Here is a 15,688-nt window from a genome sequence, read left to right as displayed (position 1 = left end):
CACCCCCCAAGCACCGGCCGGGAGGAGCTGGAGCGTGGGATACGACCGGGACTCGTTCCTCGCTGCGGTGCGCGCGCGTGTCGACCGGGCCAGGACAGCGGCCGGGCGGGTGGACGCGCATGTGGTCTCCGGACCCGCCGCGGACGCCGAGCTGCGGGGGCTGCTGCGGACCTGCGACACGCGCACCGACATGGAGGCCCGGCACGCCGCCGGCTGGCTCTGCGTCGCCCGTGCGATGGCCGAGCCCGGGCACCGCGGCGCAGTACACGGGTCCATGGCCGGAACCCTGCTCTACCCGGTGTGGGTCGCCGACCCGGGGCTGGTGCCGCCGGAGCTGGCGGCGGGCTACGCCGCCAACGATCCGGCCGTCCACCCCGATCCGGCGAACGCGGACAGCCCGCACGAGTGGTCGGCCCAGGTCGCCGCCTTCGAGATCCTGGCCAGGGGACAGCAGCACACCCCGCCGCCGGGCGCCTCCGAATCCGACCGCAGGCTCCACGAACTGGCCGCACTGATGGCATCCGTGGCGCCCTCGCGCGAGGCGCAGCTCGCCTCCGCGACCGGGCTCGCTGCCCTCGCCGTACTGGCGACGCCCGAGCACGAACCCTGGTTCGCAGGCCGGCTCAGAGGCGCTGCCGGCCTCCTGCCCCGGGCGGGGGAGTCCTGGCCGTTGGCGGACCTGCCGGACGCGGACCCGGTCCGGTTCGTCCACCACGCTCTCCGACGGATCCCGGCCGCCTCCCCGGAACGGGTCCTCGCCCTCGACGGACTCGGCCGGCTGCTCCTGAGCCGCTACCTGGACGCGCACGACACCGAGGACCTCTACGAGGCGGTCGGCATCGCACGGGACGTACTGGCCCAACTTCCGCCCGACCACCCGCACATCCCCGACGCCTTCGGCGCGCTGGGGGAGGCGCTGGGACTGCTGCGGCAGGTGGAGGGTGCGACGCCCGAGCAGTGCGACGAAGTGGTGGACGCCTGCCGCCGGGCCCTAGGCGGCAGGCTGAAGGAAGCCGCTTCGGCGGGACACGACCTGGGCATGGCCCTCGTGCTCAGGGCGCACCACACCGGCCGGACGGCCGACCTGGACGAGGCGATCGCCGTGTTCACCGAGGGACTGCGGACGGCGGACAGCCCGGGAGAGACCGCAGCGCTGCGCAACGCGCTCGGCAACGCCCTGCGGGCCCGCTCCGTCGCGACCGGCTCGACAGCCGATCTGGACGCGGCGCTCGGCCTCACCGGCCCCGCTTCCACGGCATCCGCGGAGGCGCCGGACGGGCCGCAACTGCCGCTCATCGCCCCCGCGATGGTCCTCTACAACCGCTACCTGCGCGATCCGGGGACCAACGGGGCCGATCTGGACGAGGCGCTGCGCCAACTGCGCCGCGCCGAGCAGGTCATGGCACCGGGCCACCCGGACCGTGCCGCGGCCCTCGACGACCTCGGCCTGGTGCTGATCGCCTGCTTCCAGCGCTCCGGGACAGCGGAGGAGCTGAACGAGGCCGTACGGGCCCACCGGGAGTCCGTGGCCCTCACGCGCGAGGGGCACGGATCCCTCGGGCTGCGGCTGCTCAACCTCGGTGCCGCACTGAGTCTGCGGCACCGGCTGAACGAGGACGGCGACGACCTGCGCGAGTCCGTGGAATGCCGGCGCCGGGCCGCCGAACTGCCCGGCATGGGCCCCGCGTACGAGGCGATGCGGGTGAGCTCGACCGGGCTCGGCCTCCTGGCGGGCTCCGAGCGGGCCACCGACCCCGAAGCCCGGCTCGACGAGGCGGTACGGCTCCTGAGGCAAGCGATCGCCCTCACTCCGCCGGGCCATCCGGTGCTGCCCCGGCGCCGCCTCAATCTCGCCTTGGCCCTTCTGGCACGCAGCGCGCACACGCTGCGGATCGACGAGGTACGTGAGGGGCGAGAGCTGGCCGACTCGGTGATCGCGGCACTGCCCCCGCACTCCGCGGACCTGCCCGTTGCCCTCACGGCGGCCGCGGGCGCACGCCTCCTGAGCCCCCGCACCCTGCTGTCGACGGCCGCCCAGGACGAGGTGGTCGCGCTGTACCGCCGGGCCGCCGAGGTCACCCCGCCCGGTCACCCCACCCGCACACAGCGCCTTTCGAACCTGGGCAACGCCCTGCGCGGGGTGGGGCCGCGCCGCCGCCGTCGCCGTCGGGCCGACCTGGTCGAAGCGTCCGAGCGGCTCCGGGAAGCGGCCCTCGAGCAGCAGTGCGCGCCCGTTCTGCGCCTGGATGCCGCACGGGCCTGGGGCGATGTCCGGGCGGAGCTGGAGGACTGGGACGGCGCCCTGGAGGGCTATGTCGTGGCGGTCGATCTGCTGCACTCCGTCGCGCCCCGCCATCTCGTCCGTGACGACCAGGAGTTCCTGCTGAGCCGTACCGTCGGGCTCGGCGCCGACGCCGCGGCGTGCGCGGTGCGCTGCGGACGGCCCGGACTCGCCGTCGGCCTGCTCGAACAGGCGAGGGGCGTGATCCTCTCGCACGCCTTCGACGCCGACAGCGACCTGACCCGCCTGCGGGAGGCCGCCCCCGGCCTCGCCGACCGCTTCGAGGAACTCCGGGAGCTGCTCGATGCGGCGACCGGCGGTCTCGGGCCGCTGCCGGAGGAACCGCCCGGCTCCGCCGACGCCACCGCCTTGGTCGCGGCCCGCGCGGACGAACGGCAGCGCCTGGCCGCCGAATGGCGCGAGCTCACCGCCCGGATCCGCACCGAGCACCCCGCACTTGGCCTGCTGCGCCCGGTGCGGGACTGGGACGAGCGGGAACTGCGTGCCACGGCAGCCTCGGGCCCGGTCGTCCTGGTCAACATCTCCCCGTACGGCAGCCACGCCCTGATCGTCACCGAGCACGCCATCGAAGCCGTACCGCTCCCGGACCTTGGCCCGGAAACCACCGCGACCCGCCGGCGGGCCTTCCAGGACGCGCTGGTGCGCATCGACGCACCCGAGACCTCGCGCAGGCAGGCCCGGCGTGCGCAGCAGGTCGTACGGGAGACCCTCGCCTGGCTGTGGCGGGCGGTCACCGGCCCGGTCCTGGACCGGCTGCCCGGGGCGTCCCGGGTGTGGTGGTCGCCCGGCGGCCTCCTGGGCACACTGCCCCTGCACGCGGCGGCCCCCGCGGACACCGGCGCCGTGCCCGGCGCCCTGGACCGGGTGGTCTCCTCGTACACACCGACCCTGCGGGCCCTGCACCACGCGCGCCGGCGGGCGGCCCGCCCGGCGGGCGGCGGCACCCTCGTCGTGAGCGTCACCGAGGCCGCCGGACAGGCCGCGCTCCCCGGCGCCCGCGACGAGGCCGAGGAGCTGGCCAGGAAGCTGCCCGGCGCGGAACTGCTCGCGGGCGAGACCGCCACCCATGCGGCGGTCGTGTCGGCCCTGCACCGCAACACCTACGCCCACTTCGCCTGCCACGCGCTCGGCGATCTGGAACGCGCCTCGGGCAGCCGGCTCGTCCTGCACGACCACACGGAACATCCGCTGACCGTGAGCGCGTTGGCCCGGCTGCGGCTGCCGTCCGTGCGGCTCGCCTATCTGTCCTCGTGCGACACCCTGCTCACCAGTCCCGAGCTCGCCGACGAGGCCGTCCACATCGTCAGCGCCTTCCAGATGGCGGGCTTCCCCCATGTCGTCGGCTCGCTGTGGCACGTGGACGACATGATCGGGCGGGAGGTGGCGCTGGGTGTGTACGAGGCCCTGGACCGGGGCGACGGCACGCTCGACGTCGCCCGCACGGCCGAAGCCCTGCACGGCGCCGTACGCACCCTGCGCGACACCTATCCCCACACGCCCAGCCTGTGGGCGTGCCAGGTGCACGCGGGGCCGTGATGCCCAGTGCCCTGGACAGCACGGCCCCGCGCCCTCACCGCCGTCCCCGTTCCATGACCTTCACCACCTTCAGCTCCGGCGACCGCCTGATGTCCTTCTCGCAGAACCGCGAGGTCACCCACCGCTGCTGTGAGAACAGCCGGGTCTGGTCGGCGGCGTGCGGCGAGTTCGGGTTCTGCGACTGGGAGTACGTGAGGAGCGTGCGCGCCACGGGGCAGCGCGAGCCGTCCCAGCCGACCGCCTGGATATGGCTGGATCCCGTACGCACCGAGGTGTAGCCGGCGGCGGGATCCCACGAGGCCTCCACCTTGTTCCACACACCGAGCGACTCGGTGCCGCCGGGCACGGGGATGCGCGTTCCGTCCCGTACGACGTACTGGTGCTCACCGAGCGGGGCGCCCAGCGCGATGCCGGCCGCGTCGAGCTCGGCGACGGCCTCGGCGAGCGCGGTGGCGAAGGCCGGTGAACCGGTGTTGAGCGTGTGCGGGGTACGGACCGGGTCCGCCGGGTCGAAGGGCGTCGTCCATACGCCCTGCGCACCGAGTGCGCCGGTCAGATTCCGCCAGAAGCGGTCGTAGAGCAGTGCACCACGGCTGTCCGGGTCCATGGTCCGGTCCCAGTTCCTCAGGACCTCGCAGGCCTCACCCACCTCGACGGCCCGGCCGTCACCGGTCATGGCCTTGCCGCCGGGCAGCAGCGCACAGGCGTCGGCCGCCTCGGCCGCGCCCTTCGTTCCTGCGGGCGCCCGGTCCGCGAACTGCTGGCGCTGCAGGTCCCGGACGGTCAGCCCGCCGCGCGCGGCCATCGCCGCCACATCCTCGATCGCGCCACGGGTACGCATCCTGCGCGGAGTGTCGATGTCGCCGAAGACACGCTCGTAGCCGCGCAGCGGGCGGTCCGCATTGGCGAGCCAGGCGCTGTCGTTGGAGTTCTCCGCGTACGGGGCGTCCACCAGGGTCGGCATCCGCGAAGGACCGAACACGCCCGGCTGCACGGCGTCGCGGTCACGGCCGAGACCGCAGTCGGAGCGCGAGCCGTCCAGCACGGCGAGACCCGCGGCCGGGTAGGTGAACCTGCCGAGCAGGGTGGAGCAGCGCTCGGCGAGCTCGTCGGTGATGCGGGGCAGCACCTGCGACTGGGTGAAGAGCGAGTGCCCACGCGCATCGGCCGCGATGGTGTTCACCCACGGCAGGCCCTGCGTCTCGGCCAGCGTCCGCCGCACGCCCTCGACACTGCGAGCCCTGGCGAAGCCGAGCGCGGTGTCGGAGGCACGCAGATTCGAGGCGTTCGGGTCGTTGAGCGCGTACGCCGTCGTGGCCGTCCACGGCAGCGGCAGTTGGGCGCCCATCGAGGTCACGACCGGCCCGTACTCCGTCCACCACTGCTCGCGCGTGACCGGTGCGCCGCCCTTCACCTCGATGGTGACCGTGCGCCTGGTCATCCGGCGCGGCTCGCCGTCCACGAGATACGTGGTGGGATCGGCCGGATCCAGGGTCAGCTGGTGCAGGTTGACCGGTACCCCGGTCGCCACGGTGTGACTCCAGGCGACATGCCGATTGAAGCCGATGGACGGGGTAAGCGAGCCGATCAGCGCGCCGCCGGAGACGTCGAGCCTGCCGGGGATGGTCTGCTGCATCTGCCAGAAGCGGCGGCCGCCCTGCCACGGGTAGTGCGGATTGCCGAGCAGCAGGCCACGGCCGTTCGCCGTCGTACTGCCGTGGAAGGCCACGGCGTTGGAGCCCATCGCCGCGTCATCGTCGGCGAACAGCTCCCGGGCGGCCTCGGCCTTCTCCGCTGCCTTCTCCTCCGCCTGTTCCCGGGTCCTCCGTTCCTCGGCCTTCTCGCCCGTCTTCTCCCGCGCCGGGACGTCCGCGGCCTGCGCGCCCGGCGCGGGCGGCTGCGCGGCGCTGATCGCATCGGCCACGCGGCCCTGACCGCCGAGCACGGACAGGGCGAAGCTCAGCCGCGACATGTCGAGTGCGGTGGCGGGCCGCACCCAGTCGGCGCCCCGGCATGCGGGATCGGTGATGCGGTTCTGCTTCAGCCAGGCGTTGTAACCGGCCACGAACCCGCGGGCCAACTGCTTCTGTTCGCGGCTGGGGCCGAGCGGCGGCGGGAGCTCGGCGAGCCGCTCCACCGTGCCAGCGTCCCTGATCCCGCGGAAGAACAGGTCGCTGGAGGCGTTCGTTGAGGCCGAGGAGAGCGAGCCGTCGGGCGCCCCGTCCGCGCCGAAGTACTTGGAGCGTTCGCCGCGCACGGTGACGAAGTCCTCCGCCAGGATGCAGACGTTGTCCTGCGCCTGCGCCCACCCCGTACCGAAACCCAGATCGGGGTAGCTCTGCGCGCGGATGTGCGGGATTCCGTACTCGGTGTAGCGGATGGTGGCCGAAAGGCCGCCGTGCGAGGGATGCCGCCCGTGGCGGTCACCGTCCTGGCCCCGGTCGGCGGCCGGCGCGGGCGATGCGGTGGCGGCCGCGGTGAGCAGCGCGGTGGCGAGCAGCAGCCACCGTCGCGATCCTCGGTGCATGAATCCTCCCAACAGGTGTGCGGGCAGGGGCGGTTCAACGTACCAACCGGTAGGTCTCCTGTCGCCGTCCGTGCACACTGCCGCTCGCCGTCCGTGCACACTGCCGCGCCGAGCGGCGGCAGCGGAACGCGCCCATCCGGCCCCGGCCCCGGCTCACCGTCCGAACAGGATCACCGCCTGACCTCTCCCGCACCGGCCTCGCAGGCAGCCGCCGCAACCGCCGTGGCGCCGCGCCGCAGCCCGGGTGCGAGGGTCAGGGTCACCGTGAGAGACAGGACCGCCATCACCGTGATCGCCGTGGCGGGCGAGGTGACCTGGGCGAGTGCCCCGGCGAGCGCGGCGGCCACGCCCTGCATCGTCAGCATGCCGGAGGTGTGCAGGCCCAGGGCGTGGCCGCTGAGCTGGTGCGGGGTGAGCGACATCAGCCGCTCCTGCTGGACCAGGCTCGCGGCGAAGCCCACCGAGGCGAGCGCGGACAGCGCGACGGCGAGGGGGAGGGCCGGACGCAGGACGAAGACCAGGTACGGGGCCGCGAGCAGGACGAGCAGGGGCAGGCCAAGGCGCGCACGGAGCGCAGGGCGAACGAAGCGGCCGATGAGGACGTCGCCGAGGAGCATGCCCCCCGCGGCGCACGCGAAGAGCAGACCCGCCCGCGAGGGCGCGTACGAGACGAAGAGCGACTCGACGCCGACGACGAGACCGTTGGGCAGCCAGAGCGCCAGATAGACGTGGCGGCGTGCGCGATCCGACCACAGCAGCGCATTGGTGCGCCAGGTCTCGGCGACGGACGCCCGCCCCTCGGCGCGGGCCGCGCGGCGGGACAGGCCGAGGCGGGCGGTGAGCGCCGAGACGAGATACAGGCCCGCCCCCGCGAGCAGCGCGCCGCGCGCGGAAAGGGCCACCACGAGCACGCCGCCGAGCGCGAATCCGGCGATCTGCATCGTGCCCGAGGACAGGTTCAGGAGCGAGCGGCCGAGTACGTAACCATCCCTGGGCAGCACCTCGTTGACCAGGCCGTAGCGCACCCCGCCGCCCAGCGAAGCGGCCATGCCCAGGACCAGGAGCACCAGGAAGGTCCCCCACACCGGCATCCCCGGCAGTGCCTGCAGCGCGGTGCCCGCCGCGTACAGGAGGGCCAGGCCCGTCAGTGCCGCGCGCGGCGGCAGCCGGTCCGCCGCGGAGAGCAGCAGACTCGCGCCGAGCACCTGGGCCAGCGAGGGGCCGAACATCGCGAGCGCGGTCAGCAGCGGTGACCCCGTCGCCGTATGCACCAGGGTGCCCAGCGCGAGGCCGCTCACGGTCCCGCCTGCGATATGACCGGCCGAGGCCAGGAAGAGGGGTGTGAACTCGGGGGTGGCGAAGAGATCGCGATAGGTGCGCATGGAGGATTCCTCGCAGCCGGGCGGCGGCGGGGGTTAGTGTTTCGCGCAGGCGCGAAAGCACGCAACAGGACGGGACGGGGAGGCGGGGGAGGGTGGGGCTGTGGCTCATCGGCACCGACACCCTCGCCCACAGCCGCTTCGTGATCTCGCCCCTCGCGGAGACCACGGCCGCGTTCCTGGCCCTCGAATGGGGCATCCCGTACCACCCCGGTGAGCGCCCCTGGTTCGCCGAGCATCTGCCCGCCTACCGCGCCCGCCTCGCCGCCGATCCGCTCACCGCCCGTACGCTCAGGGCCGCGATCGGAGCCACCTGGCTCGCCGACTTCCTCACGCCCACGCCCGACCCCGAGGGCAGACAGACCTTCGAGGAGGAACTGGACCGGATCCGCGGGTACCCGCCCGAGCTCGCCCGTGCCGAGCTGGCCGTCTCGCTCGGCGGCCCGCTGCCGCCCGAACTCGAACGCGACGACCTGGCCGAACGCATCGCCAACACCCTGCACTGGGTCTGGACGCACACCGTGCGGCCGGACTGGGATCGCAGACGCAGAATCCTCGAGGCCGACATCTCCGCCCGCACCGCCCAGCTCGGCCGCGGCGGCTGGAGCGCCGCGCTCGACGGGCTGCGGCCCGGGATGCGCTGGCTCGGGGACGGCCGGCTGCGGATCAACGCCCACGCGAACCCGCCCCGCCAACTCGACGCCACCCGACTGCTGTTCGTGCCGGTCACCCCGAAGTCGGGCTGGGTCGCCTGGCGCGCGGACGGCAGCTGCCACGCCCTCGTCTACAGCTGCTCCGGAGCGCTCGCCGAAGCCGGCCGCAGCCGGGTGCCGCAGGCGCTCGGCGCGCTGCTCGGACCGTCCCGGGCCCGGGTGCTCGTACTGCTCGACACGCCGAAGAGCACCTCCCAGCTGGTCGCCCTGACCGGGCAGGGGCTCGGCTCCGTCGGGCGGCACCTCAGAATCCTTCTCGACGCGGGCCTCGCGGTCCGCAGCAGGTCGGGGCGCTCGGTCCTGTACTTCCGCTCGGCGGCGGGAGAAGTGCTGCTCAAGGCGGCATCGCAGCGGACGGAGGCCTGAAGAACCCCCGGGCCGGGGGTTTCTGACGGTCGGCTCGCAGTACCCTTGACGCCACGTCACACCGGCCTCGCGGGCGAAGGCCGTGACCCTGACGGCGCGTCAACCCAATGGCCGAACCCACTGACGGTCAGTCATCCGATTGGACCCCGCCGAGCGGCGGCGGCGCTCCGGCGGGGTTCTCCTCGTGGACGGGACATGGTGCTGCCTATGTTGCGGAGAAGGCTCCGCCCCGTGACCCGTGGAGGAGCGGATGTACCAGCAGGAGATAGGCGCGGGCTCCGGTCAAGCCGCTGCCCTCGGCGGATGAGGGCGGCCGGAGTCGAGGAGCGGCCCATGCGCGAGGCGTCCTCGGGGGCGTGACTGTGAAATGCCTGCGGCCCGCCCGTCCGTGCACCGGACGGACGGGCCGCCGCGCGTTTTCGGGAGGCCGCCGGCACGTACGACCCGCTGCCGCCCGCCAAGGGGAGCGGCTGCCGGACACCCCTAACCCCGTTCGTCCACGAGCCGCCGGATCTTGCCCACGGATCGCTCGAGTGTCTCCGGATCCACGATCTCGACCCGCACCGAGACCCCCACACCGTCCTTCACGGCCCGCGCGATCGCACTCGCCGCGGCCTCCCGCGCCTCGCCCGTCGCATCGGCGCGGGCCTCGGCCCGTACGGTCAGCGCGTCCAGGCGGCCCTCTCGGGTGAGGCGGAGCTGGAAGTGTGGAGCGACGCCCGGGGTGCGCAGCACGATCTCCTCGATCTGCGTCGGGAACAGATTCACCCCGCGCAGGATCACCATGTCGTCGCTGCGCCCGGTCACCTTCTCCATCCGCCGGAACACCCGCGCCGTCCCCGGCAGCAGACGCGTCAGATCCCGGGTCCGGTAGCGGATCACGGGCATCGCCTCCTTGGTGAGGGAGGTGAACACCAGCTCGCCCTGCTCGCCGTCCGGCAGGACCTCGCCGGTCAGCGGGTCGACGACCTCCGGGTAGAAGTGGTCCTCCCAGATGTGCAGCCCGTCCTTCGTCTCCACGCACTCCTGCGCCACGCCCGGGCCGATCACCTCGGAGAGCCCGTAGATGTCCACGGCGTCGATCGCGAACCGCTGCTCGATCTCCGCCCGCATCTGCCCGGTCCACGGCTCGGCGCCGAACATGCCGACCCGGAGGGAGGTGGACCGCGGGTCGATGCCCTGCCGCTCGAACTCGTCGAGCAGCGTCAGCATGTACGAGGGCGTCACCATGATGACCTCCGGGCGGAAGTCCTGGATCAGCTGCACCTGACGCGCCGTCATCCCTCCCGAAGCGGGCACGACCGTACAGCCCAGCCGCTCGGCGCCGTAGTGCGCGCCGAGTCCGCCCGTGAACAGGCCGTATCCGTAGGCCACATGGACGATCTGCCCGGTACGCGCCCCCGCCGCCCGCATCGACCGGGCCACGACATCGGCCCAGACGTCCAGATCCCGGTCGGTGTACCCGACGACGGTCGGCCGCCCCGTCGTACCGCTGGAGGCATGGATACGGCGGACCTTCGCGCGTTCGACGGCGAACATCCCGAACGGATAGTTCTCCCGCAGATCCGCCTTCGTGGTGAACGGGAAACGGGCCAGGTCGGCGAGCGAACGGCAGTCCTCGGGATGCACCCCGGCCCTGTCGAAGGCGGCGCGGTGGTGCGGCACGCGCGCGTAGGCATGCTGCAGGGTCTCCCGCAGGCGCGTCAGTTGCAGCTGAGCGAGCTCCTCGGGGCCGAGCCGCTCTCCCGCGTCGAGCATGTCCGCCATCCGTCGTACCCCTTTCCCGTCGTCTGTCCCGTGTCCCGTCGTCTGTCCCGTCGTCGCATCCGCCGACGCCCGTATCGGGCGACCGAACATTCGGTGGAGCCGCCGGGATCAGTTACGCAGGTGGCGGTGGTCAGGGGCAAGGGGTCTGCCTGATTCCGTCAGGCGCGTCGGGGGCGGCGCACCATGAAGACGTCGACCGGATCCTCGGACTCGAGGACGAAGCCGTGCCGCTCGTAGAGCCCGCGTGCGGCGCTGCCCTGCAGCACGTTCAGCCGCACGGTCTCGCCGGCCGCGTCGGGCCCGGCCAGCAGGCCGCGCAGGACGGCCGTGCCGAGGCCGCGTCCCTGCAGGTCGGGCCGGAGGTAGAAGTGTTCGAGCCACCGGCCGTCCGGACCGGGCGCAGGGCCACCGACCCGGCGAAGGCGTCCTCGTGGAGGATCACGGAGGTGTGCTGCGGAGCGTAGGCGTCCCGCATCCGCCGACGCACGCGCTCGGCATCGAACCGGCCGAGGCGCATGAGGTCCTGCCGCATGACGACGGCGCGCAGCTCGACGATGGCCTCGAGATCGCCGGGCGTCGCCGCCCTCAGGGTGGTGTGCTTGTTCACCTGCATGGCTGCCCTCACGGCAGCAGTCTGCCAAATCGGGGGTGACGGCAGTGCGGGGCGGGTGCTCTCGCCGGGGGCGGCTGGCGGTGGCAGGTGCCTTCACCGGGAGACGGGCGCTTTCACCGCTGGTGAATTGCCTTGCGGCCGGGCGGACCTGGCGGTGAGGATCGCGCCATGCCCACCTTCACCGCCGCGGACGGAACCCGCCTCGCCTATCGTGTTCTTGGCTCCGGGGAGCCCCTGATCTGCGTGCCCGGCGGCGCGATGCGCGCGAGCGCGTACCTCGGGGACCTCGGCGGTCTCGACGCGCACCGGCAGCTGGTCCTCCTCGATCTGCGCGGGACCGGCGCTTCCGACGTGCCGGCCGACCCCGCCACGTACCGCTGCGACCGGCAGGTGGCGGACCTCGAAGCGCTACGGATCCATCTCGGCCTCGACCACATCGATCTGCTCGCCCACTCGGCGGGCGCGAACCTTGCCCTGCTCTACGCGGCCGCCCATCCCCGCCGCGTGCGCCGGCTCGCGCTCGTCACGCCGACCCTGTGGGCCGCCGGGATCCAGGTCACCGCCGAGCAGCGGCGCGAGGCCGCGCTGCTGCGGAAGGGCGAGCCGTGGTTCGACGAGGTGTGGCCCCGGTTCGAGGCGCGGCTGCGCGGCGAGGAACCGGGCGGATCCTTCGAGGCCTTCTTCTACGGACGCTGGGACGCGCAGGCCCAAGCCCACGCGGCCGACAGCCCTCGCGAGGTCAACCCGGAGGCCGCACAGCGCTATGCCTCCGAGGGCGCCTTCGACCCGCCCGCCACGCGCGCCGCACTCGCGGCACTGGAGGCCGACGTCCTCGTCCTGACCGGCGAACTCGACGGCGGCCCGCGCCCCCTGGTGGCCGCCGGACTGGGCGAGGTGCTGCCCGCGGCCGAGTTCCTCGTACAGCCCGGGGCCGCGCACTTCCCGTGGCTCGACGACCCGGGGGCGTTCCGCCGTACGCTCGCCACCTTCCTGGACCCATCCGTACGCACTGTCCGTACGCCACGCGGGCGCCTGGCGTACACCGTGACCGGGCCGCAGAGCGCCCGGCCCGTGGTCCTCGTCCACGGACGCGGCGCCGACCGCCGCAGCTGGACCCGCATTGCCGCCGAACTCTCCGCCGAGCACCGGGTGTTCGCGGTCGATCTGACCGGGCATGGTCTCAGCGACTGGCCCGGCACGTATTCCTTCGCCGGTTTCCGCGACGACCTGGGGGCCTTCCTCGAGGCCCTGGACCTGCGGGGAGCCACCGTCATCGGCCATTCGATGGGCGGGGCCGCGGCCTGGCTTCTCGCTCAGGAGCGGCCGGAGCTGATCGGCCGCCTGGTCCTCGAGGAGGCGCCCACGATGGTGCCGCTCGACCCGCGCCGGGGCGGTGCCGAACGGCCCGAAGGCGAGCTTGACTTCGACTGGCCGCTGGTCCCCGCCACCGACCGGGACCTCAACGATCCCGATCCCGCCTGGTCGGCGGGCTACGAAAGGATCAACGCGCCCGCGCTCGTCATCGCGGGCGGCCCCGGAAGTCATCTCCCGCAGGAGCAGATCGCCGCGATGGCGGCCCGGATGCCGGACGCCCGCCTCGTGACGATCGCCGCGGCCCACCTCGTCCACGAGGCGCGGCCGGCCGAATTCCTCGCAGCAATACGGGAGTTCGGCCTCTGAGGCCGTGCGTCTCCGAGCTGCACGTCTCCGAGACCGCAGGCCTCCGAGGTCGAACCCCTTCGAGGCCCCACCCCCCCCAGAGCCCCACCCCCCTGAGGCTCTACAGCCCAGCGTCCTTCTCGGCCAGCGCCTTCGCCCAGCGGTAGTCCGCCTTCCCGCTGGGGGAGCGCTGGATGCGGTCCGCCACGACAAGGCGGCGCGGGATCTTGTAGCCCGCGACATGGGTGCGGCAGTGGGCCTGGACCGCGTCCAGGGTCAGCTCGGTGGCACCGTCGCGCAGTTGGACGACCGCGGCCACGTGGTTGCCCCACTTCGGGTCGGGCACGCCCGCGACCAGGGCGTCGTACACATCCGGGTGCGATTTGAGGGCCTGCTCGACCTCCTCGGGATAGACCTTCTCGCCGCCCGTGTTGATGCACTGCGAACCACGGCCGAGGACGGTCACGATGCCCTCCTCGTCGACCGTGGCCATGTCGCCGAGCAGCACCCAGCGCTGACCGTCCCGCTGGAAGAAGGTCTCGGCGGTCTTCACCGGGTCGTTGTAGTAGCCGAGCGGCACATGGCCGCGCTGGGCGAGCCGCCCCACCTCGCCCACCGCCACCGGCTCGTACGTGGCCGGATCGACCACCTGCGTCCGCTCGTTGACCTCGATACGGAACCCCTTGTCGGGCCCCGAGTCCGCCGTCGCCCGACCGTTGGAACCGGACTCGGATGAGCCGAAGTTGTTCAGGAGCATGACGTTCGGCACCAGCTCCTGGAACTGCGCGCGGACCGTGTCCGACATGATCGCGCCGGAGGAGGAGAGGCTGAACAGCGAGGACATGTCCGTGCCCTTGCACGGGCCGCGCAGCGCGTCCACAAGAGGCCGCAGCATCGCATCGCCGACCAGGGAGACGCTGAAGACCTTCTCCTTCTCGATCGTGCGCAGCACGTCCTCGGGCGAGTACTTGCGGTGCAGCACGACCCGCTGCCCGTAGTCGAAGGCCACGAACGTGGTGAGTGTCGAGGTGCCGTGCATCAGCGGGGGAGTGGGGAAGAAGGTCAGCCCCGCACCGCCCGCCGCCACCCGCTCGGCCAGCTCCTCGGGCCGCTGCACGGGCTCACCGGAGGGTGCGCCGCCGAACAGGCCCGCGAAGAACAGGTCCTCCTGGCGCCACATCACCCCCTTGGGCATCCCGGTCGTGCCGCCGGTGTAGATGATGAACAGGTCGTCTGCCGAGCGTGGCCCGAAGCCCCGTCCGGTTGAGCCGGCCGCCTCCGCCTCGGTGAACTCGACGACGTCGAGGGCGGGTGCGTCGGCGGGCGCCCGGCCCACCCGCAGCAGATGCCGCAGCCTGCGCGTCTGCGGGAGCGCCGCGGCCACCCGCTCGGTGAACTCGGCATCGAAGACGAGGGCCACGAGATCGGCGTCCTTGTACAGGTACACCAGCTCCTCCTCCACGTACCGGTAGTTGACGTTCACCGGTACGAGGCGCGCCTTGAGGCAGGCGAGCAGGGTCTGCACGTACTCGACGCCGTTGTACAGGTGCAGCCCCAGGTGCTCGCCGGGCCTGAGGCCCGAGGCGATCAGATGGTGGGCGATGCGGTTGGCGGCCTCGTCGAGTTCGCGGTAGGTGAGCCGGCGCTCGGCCCCCGTGCCCGGGTGGTCGACGTAGACCAGCGCCTCGCGGTCCGGTACCACGTCGACGATCGACTCGAACAGATCGGCAAGGTTGTACTCCACCGTTCCTCCTGACACCGGACGAAACCCGTACGCACGTGCTCGCTCGGCGGTCATTAGATCGCCGGTGCGCGGAACTGGGAAGGGGACCGGAACAAGAAATCTGACTGGCTGTCAGAAAACTATTGAACTGGACCCCCGCCTACTGCAACCTGTTCTAGGTCTTGAGGCCGACGGAGCGGGAGGCAGCACATGGGCGGGACCGAACACCTCACCGTGGAGCGCAAAGGCGCGACACTCGTACTGACGATGAACCGGCCCGAGGCCAAGAACGCCCTCTCGCTGCCGCTGCTCGTCGGCCTCTACGACGGCTGGCTCGAAGCCGACGCGGACGACTCGGTCCGCTCCATCGTGCTCACCGGCGCGGGCGGCGATTTCTGCGCGGGCATGGACCTCAAGGTACTCGCGGGCAAGGGCATGGCCGGACAGCAGTACCGGGAGCGGATGAAGGAGGACCCGGATCTCCACTGGAAGGCCATGCTGCGCCACCACCGGCCGAAGAAGCCGGTGATCGCCGCCGTCGAAGGCTACTGCGTGGCCGGCGGCACCGAGATCCTCCAGGGCACGGACATCCGGGTGGCCGGCGAGAGCGCCACCTTCGGGCTCTCCGAGGTCAAGCGGGCGCTCTTCCCCATCGGCGGCTCGACGGTCCGCCTGCAACGGCAGATCCCCCGGACCCACGCCCTGGAGATGCTGCTCACCGGCCGCCACTACAGCGCCGCCGAGGCGCTCTCCATCGGCCTGATCGGCAATGTCGTCCCCGAGGGGCAGGCCCTCGACAAGGCGCTCGAGATCGCCGAGCGGGTCAACGCCTGCGGCCCGCTCGCCGTCGAAGCGGTCAAGGCCTCCGTCTACGAGACGGCGGAGATGACCGAGACCGAAGGGCTCAGGTCCGAACTGGAACGCGGCTGGCCGATCTTCGCCACCGAGGACGCCAAGGAAGGGCCGAAGGCCTTCGCCGAGAAGCGCCCGCCCGTCTACAAGCGCGCTTGAGCAGTGCCATCCCCGTGACGAGCGTGGCTGAGCGGCGGCCGCCCCGCCGTTCCCGCAGCCTGAGCGTCCGCCTCGTTCCCGTAGCCAAGGAG

At 72.7% G+C, this 15,688-nt stretch carries 8 protein-coding genes and 1 pseudogene; 4 read left to right on the top strand and 5 right to left on the bottom strand.

The window, feature by feature from the left end:
- The first annotated feature begins 34 nt into the window (after positions 1–34).
- Positions 35–3,838, top strand: a complete 3,804-nt coding sequence (locus ACLF6P_RS09480) for a CHAT domain-containing protein (RefSeq protein ID WP_415949446.1) — start codon at positions 35–37, stop codon at positions 3,836–3,838.
- Positions 3,839–3,872: 34 nt separating this feature from the next.
- Here ACLF6P_RS09480 and ACLF6P_RS09475 read toward each other — a convergent pair whose 3' ends face one another.
- Both ACLF6P_RS09475 and ACLF6P_RS09470 read right to left on the bottom strand, forming a co-directional pair.
- Complete coding sequence (locus tag ACLF6P_RS09475) at positions 3,873–6,365, bottom strand: penicillin acylase family protein (RefSeq protein ID WP_415949445.1); 2,493 nt, start codon at positions 6,363–6,365, stop codon at positions 3,873–3,875.
- A 170-nt stretch (positions 6,366–6,535) separates the two neighbouring features.
- Positions 6,536–7,747, bottom strand: a complete 1,212-nt coding sequence (locus ACLF6P_RS09470; RefSeq protein ID WP_415949444.1) for an MFS transporter — start codon at positions 7,745–7,747, stop codon at positions 6,536–6,538.
- 92 nt (positions 7,748–7,839) lie between these two features.
- Here ACLF6P_RS09470 and ACLF6P_RS09465 point away from each other — a divergent pair, with 92 nt between their 5' ends.
- The gene (locus tag ACLF6P_RS09465; protein ID WP_415949443.1) at positions 7,840–8,823 is read left to right on the top strand and encodes an ArsR/SmtB family transcription factor; all 984 of its coding nucleotides are present in this window, start codon (positions 7,840–7,842) and stop codon (positions 8,821–8,823) included.
- Positions 8,824–9,306: 483 nt separating this feature from the next.
- On the opposite strand, the gene paaK is transcribed toward ACLF6P_RS09465, so the two are convergent.
- The gene (gene paaK, locus ACLF6P_RS09460; protein WP_415949441.1) at positions 9,307–10,590 is read right to left on the bottom strand and encodes a phenylacetate--CoA ligase PaaK; all 1,284 of its coding nucleotides are present in this window, start codon (positions 10,588–10,590) and stop codon (positions 9,307–9,309) included.
- Positions 10,591–10,748: 158 nt separating this feature from the next.
- Positions 10,749–11,203, bottom strand: a pseudogene (locus tag ACLF6P_RS09455) (N-acetyltransferase family protein).
- A 168-nt stretch (positions 11,204–11,371) separates the two neighbouring features.
- Here ACLF6P_RS09455 and ACLF6P_RS09450 point away from each other — a divergent pair.
- Positions 11,372–12,883, top strand: a complete 1,512-nt coding sequence (locus ACLF6P_RS09450) for an alpha/beta fold hydrolase (protein WP_415949440.1) — start codon at positions 11,372–11,374, stop codon at positions 12,881–12,883.
- A 100-nt stretch (positions 12,884–12,983) separates the two neighbouring features.
- Here ACLF6P_RS09450 and ACLF6P_RS09445 read toward each other — a convergent pair whose 3' ends face one another.
- Positions 12,984–14,606, bottom strand: a complete 1,623-nt coding sequence (locus tag ACLF6P_RS09445) for an acyl-CoA synthetase (protein ID WP_415949439.1) — start codon at positions 14,604–14,606, stop codon at positions 12,984–12,986.
- A gap of 189 nt (positions 14,607–14,795) precedes the next feature.
- On the opposite strand from ACLF6P_RS09445, the gene ACLF6P_RS09440 reads away from it, so the two are divergent.
- The gene (locus tag ACLF6P_RS09440) at positions 14,796–15,596 is read left to right on the top strand and encodes a crotonase/enoyl-CoA hydratase family protein (RefSeq protein ID WP_415949438.1); all 801 of its coding nucleotides are present in this window, start codon (positions 14,796–14,798) and stop codon (positions 15,594–15,596) included.
- The last annotated feature ends 92 nt before the right edge of the window (positions 15,597–15,688 follow it).

Source organism: Streptomyces lothianensis (assembly GCF_047779955.1).
Lineage (GTDB): Bacteria > Actinomycetota > Actinomycetes > Streptomycetales > Streptomycetaceae > Streptomyces.
Note: the sequence above shows the minus strand (reverse complement) of the source record. Positions and strands in the feature narration are given on the sequence as shown.